22 protein-coding genes and 1 pseudogene are annotated in these 23,444 nt (G+C 65.6%); 13 read left to right on the top strand and 10 right to left on the bottom strand.

Features of this window, described 5'->3' with window-relative positions; all coding sequences use genetic code 11:
• Nucleotides 1-184, bottom strand: a pseudogene (locus tag I5M_RS08930) (PaaI family thioesterase); the annotation flags it as partial.
• A gap of 72 nt (nt 185-256) precedes the next feature.
• Between I5M_RS08930 and I5M_RS08935 the strand changes: the two are divergent.
• Entirely contained in the window at nt 257-883 is a 627-nt protein-coding gene (locus tag I5M_RS08935) for a CoA pyrophosphatase (RefSeq protein ID WP_022721082.1), read from the top strand.
• A gap of 78 nt (nt 884-961) precedes the next feature.
• The gene (locus I5M_RS08940; protein ID WP_022721083.1) at nt 962-2,167 is read left to right on the top strand and encodes a hypothetical protein; all 1,206 of its coding nucleotides are present in this window, start codon (nt 962-964) and stop codon (nt 2,165-2,167) included.
• Nucleotides 2,168-2,446: 279 nt separating this feature from the next.
• Here the strand turns inward: I5M_RS08940 and I5M_RS08945 are convergent, their stop codons facing one another.
• Nucleotides 2,447-2,755, bottom strand: coding sequence for a hypothetical protein (locus I5M_RS08945; RefSeq protein WP_022721084.1), 309 nt, complete (start codon nt 2,753-2,755; stop codon nt 2,447-2,449).
• A gap of 188 nt (nt 2,756-2,943) precedes the next feature.
• Here I5M_RS08945 and I5M_RS08950 point away from each other — a divergent pair, with 188 nt between their 5' ends.
• Nucleotides 2,944-3,447: a hypothetical protein gene (locus tag I5M_RS08950; protein WP_031335930.1), complete on the top strand. Its 504-nt coding sequence runs from the start codon at nt 2,944-2,946 to the stop codon at nt 3,445-3,447.
• A 199-nt stretch (nt 3,448-3,646) separates the two neighbouring features.
• Here the strand turns inward: I5M_RS08950 and I5M_RS08955 are convergent, their stop codons facing one another.
• From I5M_RS08955 to I5M_RS08975, 4 genes are all read right to left on the bottom strand, one after another.
• Complete coding sequence (locus I5M_RS08955; protein WP_022721086.1) at nt 3,647-4,861, bottom strand: EAL domain-containing protein; 1,215 nt, start codon at nt 4,859-4,861, stop codon at nt 3,647-3,649.
• A 327-nt stretch (nt 4,862-5,188) separates the two neighbouring features.
• The gene (locus I5M_RS08960; protein ID WP_022721087.1) at nt 5,189-6,199 is read right to left on the bottom strand and encodes a tripartite tricarboxylate transporter substrate binding protein; all 1,011 of its coding nucleotides are present in this window, start codon (nt 6,197-6,199) and stop codon (nt 5,189-5,191) included.
• Between the two features lie 116 nt (nt 6,200-6,315).
• Nucleotides 6,316-7,902 (bottom strand): alkaline phosphatase, encoded by a 1,587-nt coding sequence (locus tag I5M_RS08965; protein WP_031335931.1) that lies wholly within the window; start codon nt 7,900-7,902, stop codon nt 6,316-6,318.
• A gap of 335 nt (nt 7,903-8,237) precedes the next feature.
• Nucleotides 8,238-9,407 (bottom strand): beta-propeller fold lactonase family protein, encoded by a 1,170-nt coding sequence (locus I5M_RS08975; RefSeq protein ID WP_022721089.1) that lies wholly within the window; start codon nt 9,405-9,407, stop codon nt 8,238-8,240.
• 273 nt (nt 9,408-9,680) lie between these two features.
• Here I5M_RS08975 and I5M_RS08980 point away from each other — a divergent pair, with 273 nt between their 5' ends.
• The 8 genes from I5M_RS08980 (at nt 9,681) to I5M_RS09015 (ending at nt 18,136) form a co-directional block, all read left to right on the top strand.
• Complete coding sequence (locus tag I5M_RS08980; protein WP_022721090.1) at nt 9,681-10,625, top strand: TAXI family TRAP transporter solute-binding subunit; 945 nt, start codon at nt 9,681-9,683, stop codon at nt 10,623-10,625.
• Between the two features lie 152 nt (nt 10,626-10,777).
• The gene (locus I5M_RS08985) at nt 10,778-12,901 is read left to right on the top strand and encodes a TRAP transporter permease (protein ID WP_022721091.1); all 2,124 of its coding nucleotides are present in this window, start codon (nt 10,778-10,780) and stop codon (nt 12,899-12,901) included.
• Between the two features lie 24 nt (nt 12,902-12,925).
• Nucleotides 12,926-13,300, top strand: a complete 375-nt coding sequence (locus I5M_RS08990) for a DUF1850 domain-containing protein (RefSeq protein WP_031335932.1) — start codon at nt 12,926-12,928, stop codon at nt 13,298-13,300.
• A gap of 279 nt (nt 13,301-13,579) precedes the next feature.
• Nucleotides 13,580-14,287 (top strand): hypothetical protein, encoded by a 708-nt coding sequence (locus I5M_RS08995; protein WP_022721092.1) that lies wholly within the window; start codon nt 13,580-13,582, stop codon nt 14,285-14,287.
• 158 nt (nt 14,288-14,445) lie between these two features.
• Nucleotides 14,446-16,356, top strand: a complete 1,911-nt coding sequence (locus tag I5M_RS09000; RefSeq protein WP_022721093.1) for a propionyl-CoA synthetase — start codon at nt 14,446-14,448, stop codon at nt 16,354-16,356.
• Between the two features lie 188 nt (nt 16,357-16,544).
• Entirely contained in the window at nt 16,545-16,805 is a 261-nt protein-coding gene (locus I5M_RS09005; RefSeq protein ID WP_022721094.1) for a hypothetical protein, read from the top strand.
• 298 nt (nt 16,806-17,103) lie between these two features.
• Nucleotides 17,104-17,787 (top strand): OmpW family protein, encoded by a 684-nt coding sequence (locus I5M_RS09010; RefSeq protein ID WP_022721095.1) that lies wholly within the window; start codon nt 17,104-17,106, stop codon nt 17,785-17,787.
• A gap of 136 nt (nt 17,788-17,923) precedes the next feature.
• Entirely contained in the window at nt 17,924-18,136 is a 213-nt protein-coding gene (locus I5M_RS09015) for an alkylphosphonate utilization protein (protein ID WP_031335934.1), read from the top strand.
• A 53-nt stretch (nt 18,137-18,189) separates the two neighbouring features.
• On the opposite strand, the gene I5M_RS33085 is transcribed toward I5M_RS09015, so the two are convergent.
• The 3 genes from I5M_RS33085 to I5M_RS09030 form a co-directional block, all read right to left on the bottom strand.
• On the bottom strand, nt 18,190-18,366 hold the full coding sequence (locus tag I5M_RS33085; protein WP_022721097.1) for a hypothetical protein: 177 nt from the start codon (nt 18,364-18,366) through the stop codon (nt 18,190-18,192).
• A gap of 423 nt (nt 18,367-18,789) precedes the next feature.
• Nucleotides 18,790-19,098: a HigA family addiction module antitoxin gene (locus I5M_RS09025; RefSeq protein ID WP_022721098.1), complete on the bottom strand. Its 309-nt coding sequence runs from the start codon at nt 19,096-19,098 to the stop codon at nt 18,790-18,792.
• A 31-nt stretch (nt 19,099-19,129) separates the two neighbouring features.
• Entirely contained in the window at nt 19,130-19,405 is a 276-nt protein-coding gene (locus I5M_RS09030) for a type II toxin-antitoxin system RelE/ParE family toxin (protein WP_022721099.1), read from the bottom strand.
• A gap of 297 nt (nt 19,406-19,702) precedes the next feature.
• Here I5M_RS09030 and I5M_RS09035 point away from each other — a divergent pair, with 297 nt between their 5' ends.
• Together I5M_RS09035 and I5M_RS09040 are read left to right on the top strand one after the other, a co-directional pair.
• Nucleotides 19,703-21,865 (top strand): anthranilate synthase component I, encoded by a 2,163-nt coding sequence (locus tag I5M_RS09035; RefSeq protein WP_022721100.1) that lies wholly within the window; start codon nt 19,703-19,705, stop codon nt 21,863-21,865.
• 123 nt (nt 21,866-21,988) lie between these two features.
• Entirely contained in the window at nt 21,989-22,534 is a 546-nt protein-coding gene (locus I5M_RS09040) for an adenine phosphoribosyltransferase (protein WP_022721101.1), read from the top strand.
• A 192-nt stretch (nt 22,535-22,726) separates the two neighbouring features.
• Here the strand turns inward: I5M_RS09040 and I5M_RS09045 are convergent, their stop codons facing one another.
• Nucleotides 22,727-23,395, bottom strand: a complete 669-nt coding sequence (locus tag I5M_RS09045) for a hypothetical protein (RefSeq protein ID WP_031335935.1) — start codon at nt 23,393-23,395, stop codon at nt 22,727-22,729.
• Between the last annotated feature and the right edge of the window lie 49 nt (nt 23,396-23,444).

Genomic DNA, 23,444 nt, shown 5'->3' on the forward strand with positions numbered 1-23,444 from the left:
TCATCATCAGCCCGCCCTGCACCAGGCCGCCGCCGTTTGCGATGCTTGGCGCGGTGAGGATGCCGAACTCGGCGACGCCGTCGACGGTGCGCGTCCACAGCGGCCCGACCAGATCGATGAAGCCGTCGTCGTGAACCACGCTCCAGCCGTCGGCCTTCATGGTGCGGGCGGTGGTGTCAGTCATGAAATGTCCTGGAGCGGTGTCGGGGTGGCGAGGCGGGTTACGTCGGCCACGTGGCTCGTGTAGTCAAGAACGATGCTCCACGCGCACGACCATCACACCCGCACCGTCATCGCCGAACGCTGCCGCGCCTTCCCGCGCCACGACGACGGCGTGACTCCGGCTGGGCTGAAGCGCGCCGCGGTGGCGCTGGCACTCGTCGCTGATGACGGTGGCAAGGCCGCGCTGCTGCTCACCTTCCGCGCCGCGACGCTGCGGGCGCATTCCAACCAGTGGGCGCTACCGGGCGGCCGCTGCGACGCCGGCGAGACCGCGGTTGATACCGCACTGCGCGAACTGCACGAAGAGCTCGGCCTGCAGCTCGGCACGGACGATGTGATCGGCATCCTGGACGATTACCCGACCCGCTCCGGCTATCTGATCACGCCGGTGGTGGCGTGGGCGGCTTCCAGCGCGCAGCTGGCGCCGAACCCGGCCGAAGTCGCTTCGGTGCATCGCATCCCGCTCACTTCCGTCACTGCCGAGGATGCGTTCAGCTTTACATCGATCCCGGAGAGCGACCGCCGCGTCATCCGGTTCCGCCACGACGGCGACTACATCCACGCCCCAACGGCGGCGATGATCTATCAGTTCGGCGAAGTGCTGGCCGGTCGTGTCACCCGCGTGGCCGATCTCGAACAGCCAGTGTTTGCCTGGAAATAGCCGCCGCCGCTCTGCGGCCGCGAAAATGTCGCGTTATCTGGCAACAATTCGTTCACCATCTGGGGCCAGATTGCACCCATGACGATCGCCCTGACCCAAATCGCCCGGCTGGTGCCGCTGGCGCTGCTCGCTTTGACGCCGATCGCTGCCGCCGAGCCGGCGCTGCCGCCGCGCGTCGCAAACGCCATGGCGCAGGCCGCGTCGCCACAGGCGATCGCGGAGTATCGCTACCGGCTGCAGCAGTATCAGGCGGCCCGCGCCGAGTACGAACAGGATGCCGGCGCCTATTGGGACGCCATCGCCGAGAAGCGCCGCACCCGCAACGCCAAGCGTCGCGATGGCGTCCGCGTCACGCTCGACGACTACGTCTTGCAGCAGCCACCGGTCTATGACGGGCCGAAGCGGCCGGTCGATCCGGAGCCGGAGGCGCGGCGGCCGCGCGAGCGCAAGCCGATTCCGGTCGTCGCCGATTTCCTCCGGGCGGCACAGGATTACTATCAGTACCTGCCGCAGCGGCCCGCGACCGAAGGGGACTTCAAGCGCGCCTATGCGCGCACCGCGAGCGCGCTGGGGCTGACCCGCGACCAGGCGGTGCGCGTCTATTCGTTCGAGACCGGCGGCAACGGCGATCACGACATGCAGTCGGGGCTGAGCAAGTCACGCCCTGGCTCGCGCGCGATTTCGACCGCGATCGGCTACAATCAGCTGCTCACCACCAACAGCGTCGAACTCATGGCCGAGCAGGGCCATCATATCCTGAAAGTTCTGTCCGAGCGCGCGGCGCGCTCGAGCGGTGCGCAGCGCATGGCGCTCGAACGCAAGATCGGCGTCGTCAGGAAGATGGTGGCGTTCGCCAAGTCGGTGCCCGACACTTGGTCGGCGCATCAGAAGCTCGCCGACACCCGCGAAGGCTGGGCGCTGCATGCGATGGTGCTCGACATCGACGTCGGCCCGCTGCTGCAGACCCACAAGCTGCTGACCTCGGTGCTGTTCGCGCAGCAGAAGGGCTACCGCGAGCCGCTCACCGCCGCCGAACTGGAGATGATGAATCTCACCGGCGACGGCACCGGCCTCGACATGGTGACGATGCCGGACGATATGCGCGCGGTCGTGCCGACCGCGAACTTCTTCCAGCGCTCCGGTTATGAACGCAATCCGGTGGCGATCCGTCACAACACCGTCGCCAAACTGCTCGCCGTCACCGACGAGCGCATGGACTCCAACTCCAGCAAACCCGGCGCCCGCGAACTCGCCGCGGCGTTCGACGTGCTCGCGCAGAGATAGCTTCTGTCGTCCATAGGTGGCAAGCGTCTCAGGCTAACCTCTCCCCGCTCGCGGGGAGAGGTCGATCCGGCGAAGCGCAGCGAAGCCGGATCGGGTGAGGGGGCGCCTCGGCGAGCCTGAGCTTATCGGGATTGTTTCATCGCCGCCGATTATCACCATCGGCGCTCCGCCGCGTGGAGGCGCCCCCTCATCCCACCCTTCTCCCCGCATGCGGGGAGAAGGAGCAGGTCGTGCTTGCCGCAAGTTCGCTACTTCGACAATTCGGTCTGGTCAAAGTCCCTATGGCTGATCCGGTCCGAACTTGAAGCTGCCGTCGTCGTCGAGGAAGGGGCCCTGGCGCATGTAGAGCTGGCCGTTGGCACCGATGAAGAACAACGTGTCCTTCGGCACCTTCTTGGCGCCCTTCCAGAATTCGCGAGCGTTGCTGGTCCCGAGCTTGTAGGCGAAGGTCTTGCTGTCGCGGGTGTAACCGTAGGCCATGTCGGGTGCCAGCACCCACGGCGTCGGCTCGGGTGCGGCGAAGGCAGTGCCGGCGACTGCGCTGGTGATTGTCGCGGCCGTGATCGTCACAATCAGCTTCGTCTTCAAGGCAGGCCCTCCGCAATTCACCGCAATGTCCGAACAAATCACGAACGATCAAGCCTCGTCAATACGGCCAAGGGTCGCGTATCACACGCCGATGAGATGGGGTCTCGTACCCCACTAAGCGTGCCATGGCGGCTTTCGTGCGCGAGCGATTCGGATTAGAACGGCCGCACAAACGGCGGGAGGAAATGATGCAGGCTGGTTCGAAGCGCCTTGGACTCCATCTTGTGCTCAGCGCGGCGCTGCTGGCTGGCGGCCTCATCGCGCTCGGTGAGCCGGCGCACGCCGACGAGTACAAACTCGTCAGCAATCAGCGTATTTCGTGCAGCCGTGGCCTCAGCCCGGGCAAGCTCAACACGGCGACCTGCCGCTCCTACGCCTACGTCTTCAACGTCAAGACGTCCGAGAATTTCCGCTGCACGGTCAGCCTTGCGCTGACCCGCGACAACAAGGAGATCCTCAACGTCCAGACCGACGGCGGCTGCGCCAAGCGGCCACGCGTGTTCGAGACCGACGGCAATTATCAATTCGACGCCTCCGAGACCGAGCCGCCGAACACCAATTCTTTCTTCGGCCCCGGCGGCTACGCAGTGTGGGCCAGCGACACCGACACCCGCAAAGTCCGCGGCTGCATCACCATCGCCTCCGGCCTCGGCTCCGACGTGTCGAAGTGCATCGACATGACGTTCGACTGAGCGTCCGCCAGCCTCGCCAAGCACCGCAGCGTCATCCTGAGGCGCCGCCGCGCAGCGGCGGCCTCGAAGGATGGGCCGCAAGCACGTCGGCTGGCGCCCTGTGCGTAGCCGCATCCTTCGAGGCTCGCTGCGCTCGCACCTCAGGATGACGGCGCCGATTGTGTAGCGCGCCCGGCCATTGGCCGATTGCCTGTACTACTCACTCCGCGAGCCGCAACGGCCGGCTCGACGCCATCCGCGCAAACTTCTTCAGGGGCATCGGCTTACCGAACAGAAAGCCCTGGGCGTGGTCGAAGCCGAGTTCGTGCACGGCGTGATAGTCGGCGCGGGTCTCGATGCCGGTGGCGACGGCGCGGGCGCCGTAGTCGCCGGCGAGTTCGACGATGCGCCGGCACACCGTGCGCTTGAGCCTGTCCTCGGCGCAGCCGGCCACCAGCGTCGGATCGACCTTGAACTCGACGAACGGGCAGGGCGAGAGCTGCATCAGCGCCGGCCATTCGACGCCCACGTGATCGGCGCACAGGCCGATATTGCGCAGCTGCAGCCGTCGCGCCACCTGGTTCAATCCCGACAGATCGGTCAGTTCACGCGCGTCGATCTCGACGATCAGTCCCGGGAATGCCGGATGCGACGGGATGCGGCCGACCAGTCCGGCGATCGAGGCCGGATCGCGCAGAAAGGATGCCGGCAGATTGATCGACAGATCGACCGGGCCGTGATGCTCCAAGAGATAGGCCCAGTCGTCGAGCGCCCGCTGCGCCACGTAGTCCGACAGCGCCCGCAGATGCGGATCGTCCTCGCCCGGCAGAAATGCCGAAGGCGACACCACGCCCCAGTTCGGATGCCGCATTCGAACCAAAGCCTCGGCGCCCACCGGCATCAGCGAGCGAACCTCGACCTTGGGCTGGTACCACAGCTCCAGCCACCCTGCCTTGAGCGCTTCGGCGACGTCGACCTCTGGTTCGGGCAGCGGCTCGCGCGGCAGCAGCGGTGATAGACTCTGCAGCAGCCGCGGCGTGTTGAACGGCGTCGCCAGCGGTGGCAGCATGTTGAGCCCGTGGTCGTGGCCGAGCTGCTGCAGGGCCTGCGAGGCGATGGATTCACGCGCGCACAGCACCAGCAGATTGCCGTGGTAATCGCTCTCGGCGAGCAGGCCGATGACCAGCGCCGCCTCGATGCCGTCGAGCGACGAGCCGAGCACGACCAATTCGGGGCGATGTTCGGCGAGCCGCGCCGGCAGATCGCTCACGTTCTCACATTCGTTGCTGACGAAACGCAGCTCTTCGAGGGCCTCGATCATGAAGGCGCGCAGATGCGGCTTACGATCGATCACCAGCGCCCGCGGCGCGAGCCGGCGACGTCCGAAGCCGACCGCAGGCGCGTGGTCTTCGCTGTCCGCAATCGTTGATTTCATCTCAATTCGACCCCCTCGATCACGCGACAATGTTTAGGGGATCGTTCGGTCCGGAATTGTGGAATTGTTAAGCGGCCCACATGAGTTGGGAACTACGGTTAAGCGGTCGATTGTGATTCAAATGACGATGATTCAAATGCGATCGATCGGGTGCTGAGCGGCTGATTAGCTTTCACACTGCGTCATGCGCGGGCTTGACCCGCCTGCGCGGCCGAAGCCGCTTCGGCGCGGCGAAGGCCCGCGCATCCATCTTCTTCGTACAACTCATCTTGCGAAGAATGATGGATTGCCGGGTCAAGCCCGGCAATGACGAGGTGGGCTGCGGCGTTACTGCGGCGTGATGCCGGCGAATTTCGCGACCTTGCCCCATTTGTCGATTTCGCCGGCGACGTAGCGCTGCATGTCTTCGGGTGAGCCGCCGACCGGATTGGCGCCGAGCTTGCGCAGCCGCGCGGTGCCGTCGGCCGATTTGACGAATTTGTCGACGCTGGCATTGAGCTTGGCGATGATCTCGGGCGACGTCTTGGCCGGCGCCGCAACGGTGAACCACGCGGCCGCCTCGTAACCCGGCACGCCGGCTTCGGCCATGGTCGGCAGGTCGGGCAGCAGCGGCCAGCGCGTCTTGGTCGACACGGCGATGGCGCGAATGCTGCCGGCCTCGGCGTGCGGCTGCGATGCCGGCAGATTGTCGATGGTGAGATGCACGCGGCCGGCCATCAGATCGGTCAGCATCGGCGCCGAGCCTTTGTAGGGAACGTGCGTCATCTGCACGCCGGTCATCGACTTGAAGAGTTCGGTCGCCACATGCGCGGTCGAGCCGAGGCCGGGCGTGCCGTAAAGTAGTTCACCCGGCTTGGATTTGGCGTAAGCGATCAGCTCGGCGACGCTCTTGACCGGCAGCTCGTTCGTCACCGAGCACAGGTTCGGCACCTGCGCGATCACGATCACCGGCACGATGTCCTTGGTCTGATCGTATTTCAGTCCCTTGAACACGAACTGATTGATCGCATGCGTGCCGGGCGTGCCGACGATGAAGGTGTAGCCGTCGGGATCGGACTTGGCGACGTATTCGGCCGCGATGTTGCCGCCGGCGCCGGCCTTGTTCTCGACGACGAATTGCTGGCCGTATTCTTCCGACAGCGTTTGCGCAACCAGCCGTGCCAGAATGTCGGTGGTGCCGCCGGCCGCGAACGGCACGACGAATTTCACCGACCGGGTCGGCCAGTTCCCCGTGTCGGCGCGGGCGAGGCGCGGCAGCAGCGGCAGCGCACCGAGCGCGGCGGCGCCGCGCAGCAGGCTGCGGCGGTTCGGGCTGAACGGACGGGTGGTGTCGGTCATCAAGGTCTCCTCCGGGGCTTATCAGCGGCGCGAACGGCGCCGTCCGGCTTCGTTGAGCCGGCGCCGAGAAGCTACGCGGGGACGCGCGTCAGGACCAGAGCCTTGATTGTCTCAGTTCAGCCCGGCGCGAGGCCCGGCCGTCCAGCCTCGATCACCAGGGTCTTCACCGTCTTGGCCGCCTGGCCCGGCGTGGCGATCGAGTCCAGCGCACGGAAATCCGCCTGCCACAGCTTCGGCGTCACCACATGCCTTGTGTAGCCGCGCTGGTCGGAGAAGAATTTGAGATGCGGATTGTTGGCCTGCAGCGTCGGCAGATAGTCCGGCGCCGCAACGCCATCGCCGCCCGATGAGATCGAGGTTGAGAGGAACTCGACGCCCGCCACCGCATCGCCCCGCATCAGCTCGAACGCGCAGGCCTTGTGCATGTCGCCGGTCAGCACCACCGGATTGGCGACATCGGCGTCGGCCAGCATCGCCATCAGCCGACGGCGCGCCGCGCTGGCGCCGTCCCAGGAATCCATGTTGCGCACCGGCTTGTCGGCCGGCTTGATCCACGGGATGCCGCGCCAGTCGAAGGGAGCGAACAGCACCTGCTGGGCCAGCACCTGCCAGATGCCGCGATTGTCTTTCAGCCGCGCCGCCAGCCATTGCTCCTGCGCGGCGCCCAGCATGGAGCGATCCGCCGCATCGGCCTCGGTGCAGTCGGTCAGAAAACCGTCGCCGCAGGCCTGGCGCGAGCGATACTGCCGCGTGTCCAGCACCGCGATGTCGGCCAGCGTGCCGAAGGAGAAGCCGCGATACGCTAGTACATCCGGACCGTGCGGAATCTGCGCGCGCCGCACCGGCATGTGTTCGTACCAGGCCTGCAGCGCCATCGCGCGGCGGAACAGGAAGGCGGCGGGCGGCGTCGCCGCGGGATCGCTGTCGCCGGCCCAGTTATTGGCGACCTCATGGTCGTCGAACGACACAAGAAACGGACACGACGCGTGCGCAGCCTGCAGGTCGGGATCGGTCTTGTACAGCGCGTAACGCCGGCGATAGTCGGTCAGCGTGTAGCAGATCGGAAAATCCTTCGGCAGCGTACGCGGGAACGCTTTGCCCTTGGCGTCGGCGGCGTGGGACGCGTTCTCGTAGATGTAGTCGCCGTAGTGGAAGACGAGATCCAGTCTGTCTTCGGCGATCGCCCGCCACGCCGAGTAATAACCGCCCTCCCATTGCTGGCAGCCGGCGGCGGCGAAGCGCAGCTCTGCCGGCGTCTCGCCCGGCGTCGGCAGCGTGCGGGCGCGGCCGATCGGGCTTTCGGCGTCGCCGGCGCGGAAGCGATAGAAGTAATCGCGGCCCGGCGCCAGCCCGTCGATTTCGGCGTGCACCGAATGCGCCAGCTCCAGCCGCGCGGTCTCCTGCGTGGTGCGGACGATGCGGCTCATCGCCGGATCGTCGGCGATCTCGATGGTGACGTCGACCGGGTGAATGGTCATGCCACCGCGCGCCTTCAGCGGCTCCGGCGCCAGCCGCGTCCACAGCACGAAGCCGTCCGGCGACGGATCGCCGGAGGCGACGCCGAGCGTGAACGGGTTGCTCTTGAATTCGACCTTGGCCGGTTCGGCTGCAGCCGCCGGCCACACTCCGGCCAAACCGAGGCCGACGGCGCCGCGCAGCAAGGTGCGGCGATCGAAGCTGCCGAAATCGTATGGGGAGGGCATGGATCTCGAACCGGTCGGCCGGCACGGCGAAGTCGCGACGGCAACGTTGTTGCGGACCGAGTTTACCCCAGAACTGTGACGGTCGGCAAAGCGCCGGTGCAAAGATGATCTTGGAAATTATGCGACTTGCAGGGCTGCTCTCTACGGCAGGCGCTCCGATCTCCGCCGTCATCCTGAGGCGCCCTCCGGGCCGCGCTTTGCGCGGCCCGGAGGGCCTCGAAGGATGGGCCGCGAGCACCTTGGCCGCATCCTTCGAGGCGCGCTACGCGCGCACCTCAGGATGACGACTTCCGTCCTCGAGACGCCTGCCTCGCTTCAGTCAGTCATCAAGCCGCTCAATTCCGGCTGATCCGTGCCGAGGCCGGATGGCCCGGCACCTTGAAGCGCTTGCCGGTGTCGGTGACCTTGCCGCCGTTGACCTTGAGGATCGAGAAGTCCTGGCTGAGATAATTGCCGACCAGTATGTACTTGCCGTCCGGCGTGAACGCCGCCGCTTCGGGCAGGCCGCCGACCTCGATGTCCTGGGTCTTGGTCACCTTGTTGCCGTCGATCTTCAGCACCGAGATGCTGCCGTTCGGCTTATAGAAGAACATGTTCTTCATGTTCGAGCCGCGCAGGATCACCGACACCGCGAGATCGCCCTTGGGACTGATCGCCAGCCCTTCCGGCCCATCGCCGACCACGACGCGGTCGATGGCGCGCGGCGGCTTGGCTTCGAGGTCGATCACGCTCGCCGTATCGACGCTGCCGTCGGAGGCGCCGGCATTGCCGTTGTCCGACGTCAGCGCCAGCTTGCCGTTCGGCGTCACCGCGACATTGTAGGGCCACGGCCCGGCGACGATATCGACCTTGTTGTAGCTCGCCTTGCCGCCGTCGATATCGAGCACCGAGATCTTGTTGCCCGGGAAGCGCGCCACCAGCGCCCGCTTGCCGTCCGGCGTAAAGGCGACCGAGGCCGGCGCATCCGGCATCGCGACGCTGCCGGTGACCTTCACGTCGGTGCCATTCACCGACAGCACGCTGATCGTGTTATCGCCGCGGTTGGCCACCAGCGCCATCTTGCCGTCGGGGCTGAACGCGAGGCCCGACGGCTGCTTGCCGCCTTCGATCGTGGCGGCGAGTTTCGGTGGGCTGGCTTTCAGATCGATGACATAGATCTTGTTGTCGAGCGTCTGCTTCAGCGCATCGCCGTCCTTCACCACGTCCACTGAGTCCGCCACCAGGGCGACGCTGCCGGAGGGATCGATATCGACATTGACGGGCGGCCCGACGACCGAATTCTTCAGCGGCAGCGTCGCGACGATCTTGGGCGATTCAGGATTGGCGAGGTCGACGATCAGCACGCTGTCCTTGCCGGCAGGCGACAGGATCGGCTTGCCGTCGGCATCCCACACCAGCTTCTCGTCGTTGCCGACGATCATCCAGGGCTTGGCGATGGCGGAGGTGAGGGCGCTACTGCACAGCAGCAAAGACGCAGCGACGACGACGCGCGAGTGGGCGGTCATGGATGGCGTACTCCCGTTTTGGCCGGCCTCTGTCGGGCCGGTGTGGCAGGAGACTAGGCGGTCGTTGGTGGCGTAGCCAGCACGCTCGCGGTTCCGTGGACGTGCCCGGAGATCCGGCACCCTGGCGCCGATGGTACGGTCGTCGAGCGCACCATCGGCCGTAAGGGGACCATCGGGGTTCCCGGTACTCGATGGCACCGCGCATTTCATGGGTTGACCGCAGCGTGTGCTCCGTCCAGTTTCCCGCAACAAGCAATAGGGGGATACGTGCTCATGAAGGCCAAATTGTTCGGGATCGCCGCGGCTGCGGCGTTGATGGTGGCGGCGCCGCAGGCTCACGCCCAGCAGTTCATCAACGTGCTGACCGGCGGTACGTCGGGGGTTTACTACCCGCTCGGGGTCGCGATTTCGAAGATCTACAGCGAGAAAATCCCCAACGTGAAGACGCAGGTGCAGGCCACCAAGGCGTCGGTCGAGAACCTCAATCTGCTGCAGCAGGGTCGCGGCGAAATCGCCTTCACGCTCGGCGATTCGCTCAAAGCCGCCTGGGAAGGCGACGCCGAAGCCGGCTTCAAGGCCAAGCTCGACAAGCTGCGGGTGATCGGCGCGATCTATCCGAACTACATCCAGATCGTCGCCACCGGCGATTCCGGCATCAAGACGCTGGCCGATCTCAAGGGCAAGAGCCTGTCGGTCGGCGCGCCGAAATCCGGCACCGAGCTGAACTCGCGCGCCATCCTCAAGGCCGCCGGCATGGACTACAAGGATCTCGGCAAGGTCGAGTATCTGCCGTTCGCCGAATCCGTCGACCTGATGAAGAACCGCCAGCTCCAGGCGACGCTGCAATCCGCCGGCCTCGGCGTCGCGTCGCTGAAGGACCTGTCGAATTCGTCCGACATCACCGTCGTGTCGGTGCCCAAGGCGATCGTCGACAAGATCGGACCGCCCTTCATCGCCGCCACCATCCCGGCCAACACCTACAAGGGTCAGGACAAGGACGTGCCGACCGCCGCGGTGGTGAACTATCTGGTCACCTCGACGGCGGTGTCGGACGATCTGGCTTATGAAATGACCAAGCAGATCTACGACAACCTGCCCGAACTCGCCAACGCCCACGCCGCCGGCAAGGAGATCAAGCTCGAAGCCGCCGCCGGCAGCCCGGTCCCGCTGCACCCCGGCGCGATCAAGTACTTCAAGGAAAAGGGCGTGCTGAAGTAAGTGATGCAGCGCATCACCATGCAACAACGTCATGCGCGGGCTTGACCCGCGCATCCATCACCTTTCAAGAGAGATGGATGGCCGGGTCAAGCCCGGCCATGACGCTATAATAGCGAAATACAAATCAGATCACGCGGCGGGAACGGTCATCGATGTCGAAGCCTGAGGTTGCGGTCGAACAGGCTCCCGGAGCCGTCAAGGTCGAGTTCGACAATTTCGAGCACGGCTTTCCGGAGGGCTTCGGCCCGCGGCGCTGGCGTTATCTCGCCTATACGGTGGCGATCGCCTTCGCGAGTTTCCAGCTCGTCATCGCCGCCTGGAACGTGCTGCCGAGCCAGGTGGTGCGCGGCGTTCATGTCGGCTTCCTGCTGCTGCTCACCTTCGGCCTGATCGGCAATTTCACCGCGCGCACCAATCTGGGCCGCACCGCGGCATGGCTGACCGGCGCCGCCGGCTTCCTTTGCGGCCTGTATCAGTGGATCTTCTACGCCGACCTGATCCAGCGCGACGGCGATCCGACCAATCTCGACCTCGCGGTCGGCACGCTGCTCGCCATCCTGATTTTCGAGGGTGTGCGGCGGTTGATGGGTCTGGCGCTGCCGTTGATGTGCGGGGTCTGTCTGATCTACTGGTTCTTCGGCCAATATCTGCCGTCGCCGCTCAATCATCGCGGCTACGCGTTCGATCAGATCATCACCCATCTGTCGTTCGGCACCGAAGGTTTCTACGGCGTGCCGATCTACGTGTCGGCGACCTACATCTTCCTGTTCATCCTGTTCGGCTCGTTCCTCGAGCGTGCCGGCATGATCCAGCTGTTCACCGACGTGTCGCTCGGCCTGTTCGGCGGCACCCGCGGCGGCCCCGCCAAGGTCGCGGTGTTCGCCTCGGGCATGATGGGCACGATCTCCGGCTCCGGCGTCGCCAATGTCGTCACCGTCGGCCAGTTCACCATTCCGCTGATGATCCGCTTCGGCTATCGCCGCGCGTTCGCGGCCGGCGTCGAGGCCACCGCCTCGATGGGCGGCCAGATCATGCCGCCGGTGATGGGCGCGGTCGCCTTCATCATGGCCGAGACGCTCGGCGTCGATTACTCGGTGGTGGTCAAGGCCGCCGTGATCCCGGCCTTCCTGTATTTCGCCAGCGCGTTCTGGATGGTGCATCTGGAGGCCGGCAAGTTCGGTCTCGTCGGCATGTCCAAGGCGGAGATCCCGAGCGCCTGGAAGGCGATGGTCGAGCGCTGGTACCTGATCCTGCCGCTGGCGGCGCTGGTCTACATGCTGTTCGAAGGCTTCACCCCACTCTACGCCGGCTCGATGGGGTTGGCGCTGACGGTGGCGCTGATCCTCGGCGCCTCGATCGTGCTGGGCTTTTCCAATCCGGCGCTGCGCTACATTTTCTGGATCGGCCTCGCTTTGGTCGCCGGCGCGGTGCTGCATTCGGGGCTCGAGATCAGCCGCGTGGTGGCGATCGTCGCCGTGCTGATCGCGATCGCCGCGCTGACGCGCGGCGGCCGCGCCACGCTGGCGGCGTGCCGCGATTCGCTGGCCGACAGTGCCAAATCGGCGCTCACCGTCGGCATGGCCTGCGCCATCGTCGGCACCATCATCGGCATGATGACGCAGACCGGCGTCGGCACCGTGTTCGGCAGCTGGGTCATCGGGCTCGGCGAGCACAGCCTGTTTCTGGCGCTGGTGATGACCATGCTGCTGTCGATCCTGCTCGGCACCGGCATTCCCACCATCCCGACCTACATCATCACCGCCGCGCTGGCCGCGCCGGCGCTCGCCAAGCTCGGCGTGCCGCTGATCGTCAGCCACATGTTCGCGTTCTACTACGGCATCATGGCCGATCTCTCGCCGCCGGTGGCGCTCGCCGCGCTGGCCGCGGCGCCGATCGCCCGCGAGAATCCCGACAAGATCGGCTGGGAAGCGATGCGCATCGCGCTCGCCGGTTACGTCATCCCGTTCATCGCGGTGTATTCGCCGGCCCTGATGCTGCAGCCCGGCGATCCGATGGCCGCCGAACTCGGCTTCTACGGCGCCGTCGCCTACGCCACCGTCAAGGCGCTGGTGGCGATCGGCCTGTTCGGCATGGTGGCGATCGGCTTTCTCTACACCCGCATGTCGGTGGTCGAGCGTGTCGTCGCTTTCGTCGCCGCGGTCGCGCTGCTCGGCGAATTCCCCTACAGCGACTACGTCGGCTTCGCCATCGCGGTGCTGATCGTGCTGTGGCAATGGCGCCAGCGCCCGCCGCGTAGCGCCGTGGCGGCGGCGTGATCCCGGGCCGATGAGTCCGTCGTGATGAGCCTGTGCCTGGCCGGCGCCGGCGTCACCAAGACGCTGGCGCTCGCCGCGTTCACGCTGGCCTGGACGCATTCGATCGAAAAGGTCGAGTGGCAGGAAGACTGGCGCGTAACACCCGCAGGCCTCGAACTGATCACCGCCCGCATCAAAGGCTCCGGCGCCGGCATGGAGCCTGCACCCGATGCGCGGCTCGTAGACGGCTGGTATCAATGGCACCCACACCAGGCGCCGCTGCCCGAAGTCGTGCTCGGTAATTCCGGTCTCGCCGGCGAATGGCGAATATGTCACGACGGCGGATGCGAGACGCTGTCGCAGATCATGGGGCACAAGCTCGGTGCGGAGCCGACCACGATGCGGGTATGCGATGATTAGTTGAAGGCGACGCGTTCCGACCTCTCCCCGCGCGCGGGGAGAGGTCGATCCGGCGTCGCGCAGCGATGCCGGATCGGGTGAGGGGGCGCTTCCAAGAGGCCGAGCAGCTCAGACTCGCGGAAACGCCCCCTCACCCCACCCCTCTCCCCGCGAGCGGGGAGAGGGAGCAGACCTGGATTGCGCTTCGCTGCAACCGGGCTACAAATCGGTAAGAACTGAAATGAATAGACGATGCGTAACCTAATAGCAGCCATTTGTATCGGCACGGCACTTCTCGCGATGCCGGCGCACGCCTCCAACACCGAGCCGCTCGACGATCCCTCGGTCGATCCCGCTGCCTGCGTGTCTGCGGCTGCGAAGGCCGACGACGCCGACCGCATCATCGATCTGTGCAGCAAGGTGATCGCGTTCCGCGACACCGCAAAGGCCGATCGCCTCAAGGCGCTGATCGCCCGCTCGGCCGCCTATGCGCGCAAGAGCGACATCGACCGCGCCATCGCCGATGCCGACGACGCGCTGCGGCTCGATCCGAACCAGCCCGACCTGCTCAATTCCCGCGGCGAGCTGTGGCTCGCCAAACTCGACCGCCGCAAGGCGCTGATGGACTTCGCCGCGGCCTTGAAGCTGCAGCCGGACCACGCCGCCGCCCGCACCAACCACAAGGCCCTGGCGCTGGAAGTGGAAAAGCTCGGCGCCCAGAAGGCGGTCGCCGGCAAGCCGAGCTTCGATTGCCGCAAGGCGCATCGCCGGCTGGAAAAGACCATCTGCGCCGATCCGGCGCTGGCCGATCTCGACCGCGACATCCACGCGCTCTATCTCCGCGTGCTGCAGAACCATGCCGGCAAGCCGGCCGAACAGGCCAAATTGCGCCGCGAGCACGAGACCTTCATGGCCCGCCGTGCCGAGAAATTCGGTCGCCGCGGCTATGACCTGAAGGCGGCGATGACAGCTCGCAAGCTGCAACTGACCGGTCTCGATGGCTACTGAATCCGGTTTGCTTCCGACTTGCACTCGGCTGCCGCAACGCCACAATGCGCCCCGGCCGGGGCCCGCCGTTTGCTTAGGAACAAAGGCGGGGTTGTCACCGCGGCCTAAAAGCTGGACAGGACGGGCAAACCGCCTGAGATCGTTGGGAGCGCGACGCCATGAATATCCCGGACAAGAGCCGTTATCACGAGGTCCATGCCCGCTCGCTGGCCGACCCGGAGGCGTTCTGGGGGGAGGTGGCCAAGGAGATCGACTGGATCGAGCCGGCCAAGAAGGTGTTCGATCCGTCGCAGGGCCTGTATGGCCGCTGGTTCGTCGGCGCCAAGGTCAACACCTGCTACAACGCGCTCGACCGCCACGTCGCGAACGGCCGCGCCGATCAGGTCGCGCTTATTCATGACTCGCCGCTGACCGGCACGATCAGCACCTTCACCTACGCGGAGATGCTGCGCGAGGTTCAGGCGCTCGCCGCCATCATGCAGGACTTCGGCGTCCAGAAGGGCGACCGCGTCATCCTCTATATGCCGATGATCCCGGAATCGATGGTGGCGATGCTGGCCTGTGCCCGCATCGGCGCGGTGCACTCGGTGGTGTTCGGCGGCTTCGCGGCCAAAGAACTCGCGACCCGCATCGACGACGCCAAGCCGAAGCTGATCCTCAGCGCGAGCTGCGGCATCGAGCCGGGCCGCATCGTCAAGTACAAGCCGCTGCTCGACGAGGCGATCGAGCTCGCGTCGGTGAAGCCGGACGCCTGCATCATCCTCAAGCGCCCGCAGCAGGATTGCGATCTGAAGGACGGCCGCGACTACGACTGGGGCAAGCTGCGCTCGGACGCGCTGGCGGCCGACAAGAAGGCCGACTGCGTCGCCGTCGAGGCGACCGATCCGCTCTACATCCTCTACACCTCTGGTACCACCGGCAAGCCGAAGGGCGTGGTGCGCGACAATGGCGGCCACCTGGTCGCGCTGAAGTGGTCGATGGAGAATCTCTACGGCATCAAGCCGGGCGAGGTGTGGTGGTGCGCGTCCGACATCGGCTGGGTGGTCGGCCACAGCTACATCATCTACGGCCCGCTGATCCACGGCGCGACCTCGATCATGTATGAAGGCAAGCCGGTCGGGACGCCCGACGCCGGCGCGTTCTGGCGGGTGATCAGCGAGCACGGCGCGGTCGCGCTGTTCACGGCGCCGACGGCGTTTCGCGCCATCCGCAAGGAGGACGGCAACGGCGACTTCATTCGCAAATACGATCTATCGAAATTCCGCACCCTGTTCCTGGCCGGCGAGCGGGCCGACCCGCCGACGGTGGAGTGGGCCGAGGATCAGCTCAAGGTGCCGGTGATCGATCACTGGTGGCAGACCGAAACCGGCTGGTGCATCGCCGGCAATCCGGTCGGCCTCGGCCTGTTGCCGGTCAAGCACGGCTCGCCGACGGTGCCGATGCCCGGCTACAAGCTCGAGGTCGTTGACGAAGCCGCCAAGCCGCTGCCGCCCGGCACGATGGGCTCGATCGTCATCAAGCTGCCGCTGCCGCCCGGCAATCTGCCGACGCTGTGGCAGCAGGACGAGCGCTGCCGCGAGAGTTACTTCGCCGAGTTTCCCGGCTACTACAAAACATCGGACGCCGGCTACATGGACGAGGACGGCTACGTCTTCGTCATGGGCCGCACCGACGACATCATCAATGTCGCCGGTCACCGTCTCTCGACCGGCGGCATGGAAGAGATTCTTGCCTCGCATCCCGACGTTGCCGAATGCGCCGTGCTCGGCATCAACGACAGCATCAAGGGCGAGGTGCCGTGCGGCCTCATAGTGCTGAAGAGCGGCGTCACCCGCGACCCGGCGGAGATCGAGAAGGAGATCGTCAAGCTGGTGCGCGACAAGCTCGGCCCTGTGGCGGCGTTCAAGCTCGCCATCACGGTGCCGCGGCTGCCCAAGACCCGCTCCGGCAAGATCCTGCGCGGCACCATCAAGAAGATCGCCGACGGCGATCCCTGGGCGATGCCGGCCACCATCGAAGACCCCACCGCCCTCGACGACATTTCGAGCGCGCTGAAGAGCCATACTTGAGGGGCCGCGAGGCGACGGCACGATTGCGGACTTACAAACTCCGCAATTCGGGTTAGACAAGGCCACATAACGACGTCATTCCGGGGCGCGCGTGTAAACGCGCGAACCCGGAATCCCGATGTTGTTGCGAGATTCCGGGTTCGCGAGCTGTCGCTCGCGCCCCGGAATGACCGAGCCTGGGGACCAAAATGCCGCTCGCCGCAAGCCGCCTCCTGATCCTTGCCCTTGCCGCCTTCGCTCTTGCCGGCTGCGCGACCCGCAACGAGGCGCCGAGCGATATGGGGGACGACGATGCGTTCTGCCGGCAGAACGGCGTGGCCGTCGGGTCGCCGGCTTATGTGGCCTGCCGCAAGGACCGCGATGTCCAGCGCAGCAATGCCATCACCCGGGCCAATCGGGCGCAGCGCAATCTCGGCGAGTACATGATGCAGAATCCGAATCGGCCCTAGCCGGCTCGTCTCTCTTCCCTCCGCTGCAACTTATCGTCGCAAATTCCAGCTTCCCCAACGTCCCGGCGCGCACGCCAGGCGTGTGCCTGCCGTCGACTACGTGATTGCGCCATCAGGGTTTTCCGAGGCCAGTCGCGAATGCCCTGCGAATCTGTGGCTTTGTTGCCACGCACCGCTGCAGGCCGCCGACGGTGCCTGTGTAATTTGATCTCGATCAAATGTTTTTGGTTCCCGGAAGCCTTGGTGCCTCGGGCGAGCGAGCTTTCGCTCTCGCGAACGATCTTCGATAGGGGCACTCATGACCAAATTTCTTTACGCGGTGTCGGCGCTGGCGATGGCGGCGGCACTTGGCGGCCTGCCGGGCCAAGCCGCTGCTGCCGATCTCGCCACCAAGCCGTTCTACAAGGCGCCGGTGGTCGAGGAATGGAATCCCTGGATGATCCGCCTGCGCGCGCTGGGCGTCGTCACCGAGAATCGCGGCTATGTCGATCAGATCCCCGGCTCGTCGCTGAAGACCTCCGACGCCGTCGTGCCCGAGCTCGACATCTCTTACTTCTTCACCAAGAACATTGCCGCCGAATTGATCCTCGGCGTCACCCGCCACACCGTTTCGTTCTCCAGCGCCCCGGGCGTTGACGTCGGCAAGGCCTGGCTGCTGCCGCCGACCCTGACGCTGCAGTATCACTTCACCGATTTCGGCGCGTTCAAGCCGTATGTCGGCGCCGGCGTGAACTACACCTTCTTCTTCAGCCAGAAGGCGGCAGGCGGCCTCGTCACCGACAGCCACCTCAAGGACGCCTTCGCGCCCGCCGTGCAGGTCGGCTTCGACTACATGTTCGACAAGCACTGGGGCTGGAACGTCGACGTCAAGAAGCTGTGGCTGCGGCCGAGCTGGAACGGCGTCGCGGGCGGCGCTGCGCTCACCGGCAAGGTCAATCTCGATCCGTGGCTGATCGGCACCGGCATCACCTACAAGTTCTGATGTCCCAGCACGCGTGACGGAGGACGGGGCGGAGCAATCTGCCCCGTTTTCATTTTGGTTGCAGCCGGATCATTGCCTCGCGCCGCGTTCCCTGCTTATCAGCGCACGTAGAGTTCCAAGGAGACGGCCCATGAGCATCGAAGTCAGAGACAGCAACGGCGCATTGCTCGCCGACGGCGACAACGTCACGCTGATCAAGGATCTGAAGCTGAAAGGCTCGTCCACCGTGCTGAAGCGCGGCACAATGATCCGCGGCATCCGCCTCACCGACAGCGAAGACGAAATCGAAGGCCGCACCGACAAGATCAAGGGCCTGGTGCTGCGCACGGAATTCTTGAAGAAGGCGTAGCGCGTCGGTTTGGCTCCGGCACACGCTCCGGCTGATCGCTCCTGTTGATGCGATCAGTGCAGCGACTGGCCTTCGAGCCGCAGACCACCGCAAGCCAGCGCCGCGCGCATCCGCTCCAGCTCGGCTTCCAGCCGCTCGTTGACCTGCATCAGCGCGCGTAGCGCGTCGTGCATGCTGTCGCCGCTCTCGGCGACGATCTGTTCGATCTGCCAGTCCAATCGGTTACGCACCGGTCCACCCCTGATACGATCTGTCCCGCAACCACCCGGCTCTGCGAATGAGGCGGAAATTCAATTCGATTCCGGCGCGATGGTGATTTCCAGGCAACTATCGCCGCTATCCCCCGGGGCGAAACGGGTCGAATAGTCCATGATCCAGAAAGGTGGAGTTGGACAGTTGAGGAAGATCATGATGGGCCGGGAAAACCACAGCGGTCCATGGCTGATCGTCCGTGCCCGCGGACAGGATGCACACCGGGAACAGGTTAGGCGTTAACGCGTACCAATACGTTGCTGTCGCAGCCAGAAACCGGCAAAATCAGCTGCGTCCGCCTTCCCCGTTACGGCCGGTTGTCACCCGGCATGCGGGGGAGAAAATGCGAGAGCGGCAGAGTCGTTCCGCAACTTCTGTTAGTGATTTGCTCGACAGGCGGGTCAGGCGACGATCGGCTCGATGTGACTGACGTCGACCGTGCGCTCGGCGTGCCAAGTGTCGAACGCCCCCTGCATGCGAACCCAGACCCCAGCGCCGCCGCCGAACAGCTTGCCGATCCGCACCGCCACTTCGGGTGACACCGGCTTCTTCTCCGACAGAATGTCGTAGAGGTGCTGGCGTGAAATCCCGAGCAGGCGCGCGATCTCCGATTTTCTCCTGCCCACAGCCGGAATCACGTCCTCGCGCAGCACTGCTCCGGGATGAGCAGGGCAGCGCTCTTTGGTGCGCTTGGCGACGTACTCGGTCATTGTGAATCCCGACTAATTCGAGGCCGCCGCCTCAGTGATATTGTTCGTAGTCGACACGATATGCGTCGCCTCCTTCGAACTCGAACGTGATGCACCATGGCCCATTGACGTGAACCGAATAACGAAGTGGCTTCCCGCGTAGGGCATGGAAGTCGAAGCCAGCAATGTTCATGTCCTCCGGGACCGTCGACGCATCAAGTTGATCCAACCGCCGCAGTATTCGGTCATGCATCTTGGCGTCGATCTTCGACGTCTTGCCGGCGCTCCAGAGCTCTGCCAACGCTTTGGACCTGAAAGTCCTGATCATGACTGTAAGCAATCTGCAGACAAACGTCAACTCCTAGCTTACATTCGCTGTGCTCGACGGAAAGTCCGCCCATAGTCTATCGCGGCCGGCATCGGGAGCCCTTGACTCCACCCCCGCCCAGTGCTGCTCTCCCGGTCATGTGCACGTCGCCCTGCCACACCCGTCGTTGGTGGCGCACCTCCTGACCAGAGGTGGCCGTGCGATCCCGTGAATTCCGATCGTCCTGAGGCCGCCACGCGAGGCGGCTTTCGTTTGTCCTGTGTGGCGTTCCTCCGGCAAGTTGCTTAAGAGGATGCCATGAACAGGACCGTTTTCTCGCTCCCCGCGACCAGTACGTACAAGACCGCCGGCGGCCTGGCGGTGACCCGCGCCGCGGCGCTGTTTTCGGGCGGCCAAGCGCTGGACGAGCTGATCGACCTGCTGGACCGTCGCCGCGGCGTGATGCTGTCGTCCGGCACCACCGTGCCGGGGCGCTATGAAAGCTTCGACCTCGGCTTCGCCGATCCGCCGCTGGCGCTGACCACGCAGGCGGAGCGCTTCACCATCGAGGCGCTGAACCCGCGCGGCCGGGTCCTGATCGCGTTCCTGTCCGATACGCTTGAAGCCTCGGGCGTCGTCGTCGAGCAGGCCTGCGCCACCAAGATCAAGGGCCACATCGTCCGCGGCGACGCGCCGGTGGACGAGGAGCAGCGCACCCGCCGCACCAGTGCCATCACGCTGGTCCGCGCGCTGGTGGCGGCGTTCGCCTCGCCAGCCGATCCGATGCTCGGCCTGTACGGCGCCTTCGCCTACGATCTGGTGTTTCAGTTCGAAGATCTGAAGCAGAAGCGCGCCCGCGAGGCCGACCAGCGCGACATCGTGCTGTACGTGCCGGACCGCCTGCTGGCCTACGACCGCGCCACCGGCCGCGGCGTCAATATCGCCTATGAGTTTGCCTGGAAGGACCAGTCGACCCAGGGCCTGCCGACCGAGACCGCCGAGAGCGTCTACACCCAGACCGGCCGCCAGGGCTTCGCCGACCACGCGCCGGGCGAATACGCCAAAGTTGTCGAGGTCGCGCGCGGCGCCTTCGCCCGCGGCGACCTGTTCGAGGCGGTGCCGGGCCAATTGTTCGGCGAGCCGTGCGAGCGCTCGCCGGCTGAAGTGTTCAAACGGCTGTGCCGCATCAATCCGTCGCCCTATGGCGGCCTGCTCAACCTCGGCGACGGCGAATTCCTGGTGTCGGCCTCGCCCGAAATGTTCGTACGCTCCGACGGCCGCCGCATCGAGACCTGCCCGATCTCCGGCACCATCGCCCGCGGCGCCGACGCGATCGGCGACGCCGAGCAGATCCAGAAGCTGTTGAACTCCGAGAAGGACGAGTTCGAGCTCAACATGTGCACCGACGTCGACCGCAACGACAAGGCGCGGGTCTGCGTGCCGGGCACCATCAAGGTTCTGGCCCGCCGCCAGATCGAAACCTACTCCAAGCTGTTCCACACCGTCGATCACGTCGAGGGCATGCTGCGCCCCGGCTTCGATGCGCTCGACGCCTTCCTCACCCACGCCTGGGCGGTGACCGTGACCGGCGCGCCGAAGCTATGGGCGATGCAGTTCGTCGAGGATCACGAGCGCACGCCGCGGCGTTGGTACGCCGGCGCGTTCGGTGTCGTCGGCTTCGATGGCTCGATCAACACCGGGCTGACGATCCGCACCATCCGGATGAAGGACGGCCTCGCCGAAGTGCGTGTCGGCGCCACTTGTTTGTTCGATTCCGATCCGGTCGCCGAGGACAAGGAGTGCCAGGTCAAGGCGGCGGCGCTGTTCCAGGCGCTGCGCGGCGATCCGCCGAAGCCGCTGTCGGCGGTGGCGCCGGACGCGACCGGCTCGGGCAAGCGCGTGCTGCTGATCGATCACGACGACAGCTTCGTCCACATGCTGGCCGATTACTTCCGCCAGGTCGGCGCCGAAGTCAGCGTCGTACGCCATGTCCATGGCCTCAAGATGCTGGCCGACAACAGCTACGACCTCTTGGTGCTGTCGCCCGGACCCGGCCGGCCGGAGGACTTCAAGATCAAACTGGCCATCGATGCCGCGCTGGAGAAGAAGCTGCCGATCTTCGGCGTCTGCCTCGGCGTTCAGGCGATGGGAGAGTATTTCGGCGGCACGCTCGGCCAGCTCAAGCAGCCGGCGCACGGCCGGCCGTCCCGCATCGCGGTGCGCGGCGGCACGCTGATGCACGGCCTGCCCAACGAGATCACCATCGGCCGCTATCACTCGCTCTATGTCGAGATGAACGACATGCCGAAGGAGCTGACTGTCACCGCCTCGACCGAGGACGGCATCGCGATGGCGATCGAGCACAAGACGCTGCCGGTCGGCGGCGTGCAATTCCACCCCGAGTCGCTGATGTCGCTCGGCGGCGAAGTCGGCCTCAAGATCGTCGAGAACGCCTTCCGGCTCGGCCATCCGGCCAATTGATTTGTTGCGTCATTGCGAGGAGCGTAGCGACGAAGCAATCCAGTTCTTGCCCGGAGCCTTGGATTGCTTCGCTGCGCTCGCAATGACGAAAGACTAGCTTCTTCAACGAGAGACCCCGCGCCGATGACCCCCGAACTCGCCCACGACCTCAAGGCCAGCGTCCGGACCATCCCGGACTATCCCAAGCCCGGCATCATGTTCCGCGACATCACCACGCTGCTCGGCGATCCGCGCTCGTTCCGCCGCGCCGTCGACGAGCTGGTGCAGCCCTGGGCCGGCTCCAAGATCGACAAGGTCGCCGGCATCGAAGCGCGCGGCTTCATCATCGGCGGCGCCATCGCCCATCAGGTGTCGTCGGGATTCGTGCCGATCCGCAAGAAGGGCAAGCTGCCGCACACCTGTGTGAGCATGTCCTATGCGCTGGAATACGGCACCGATATCATCGAGATGCACGCCGACGCCCTCGTGCGCGGCGAGCGCGTGATCCTGGTCGACGACCTGATCGCCACCGGCGGCACCGCCGAGGGCGCCATCAAGCTGCTGCGCCAGGTCGGCGCCGAAGTCGTCGCCGCCTGCTTCATCATCGACCTCCCCGAACTCGGCGGCGCCGACAAGATCCGCGCCATGGGCGTCCCGGTGCGGACGCTGATCGGCTTCGAAGGGCACTGAGAAATCGCGTGCACGGCCCGACCTCTCCCCGCGTGCGGGGAGAGGTCGGATCGCATCGCAAGATGCGATCCGGGTGAGGGGGCGCCTCCCCACAGCCGAGCACTAGCGACTCGCGGAGGCGCCCCCTCACCCGGTTCGATCTCGCTTCGCTCGTTCGCACCACCCTCTCCCCGCAAGCGGGGCGAGGGTTCATCACACCCGCGCCCCCGTCAGCTCCAGCTCGTACTCGCGGAAAATCGTGTAGTTGCGGCGGATCCATTGGTTGAGTTCGGTGGTCGCGTCGGGTTCGCTGCGCAGGTAGCCGGTGAACGAGAAGTTCAGGCGGTCGATGTAAGTCTTGAGGAACGGCGGCAGCGCCGGCACGCGCATGACGCGGCCGTGCGCCAGCGCCGACGGCAGCTCGCCGCGCTGGACCTGCTCGTTGTCGATCACCACCAGCTGGCGCGGCGGGATGGTGGTCTCGAGCGTCTCGTAGCCGCGCAGCGCGGTGCGGTCGTGGTCGGGGACGTACAGCACCAGCGGCGCCACCTGGCGCCGCGCCGCCTCCTTGATGAAGCCGATCTCGGCACACATGCCGAAGAACTCGTCGAAGGCGTGGAAACCGAGGTCGATCACCTTGGGCACGCCGTCATGGACGATCAGCCGGTCCATCAGGTCCATCTTGCCGAAGGTGTCGTCGATCTGCGCGGTCTCGGTCAGCCGCGGCAGGAAATCGAGCAGCGACGGCTCCTTGACGTTGATGTCGAACGCCACCACGGCGCCGTGCGCCAGCAGCAGATATTCGCTGAGCACGCGCGCCATCAGCGTCTTGCCGACGAACGGCCGGGTCGAGCAGATGATGTAGACCGGGGTGCGGGACATGCGGCTGATAAGACTTTCCGGCGTGCCGAAGCGCGCGCCGAAATCAAAG

Source organism: Rhodopseudomonas sp. B29 (assembly GCF_000333455.1).
Taxonomy (GTDB): Bacteria; Pseudomonadota; Alphaproteobacteria; order Rhizobiales; family Xanthobacteraceae; genus Rhodopseudomonas.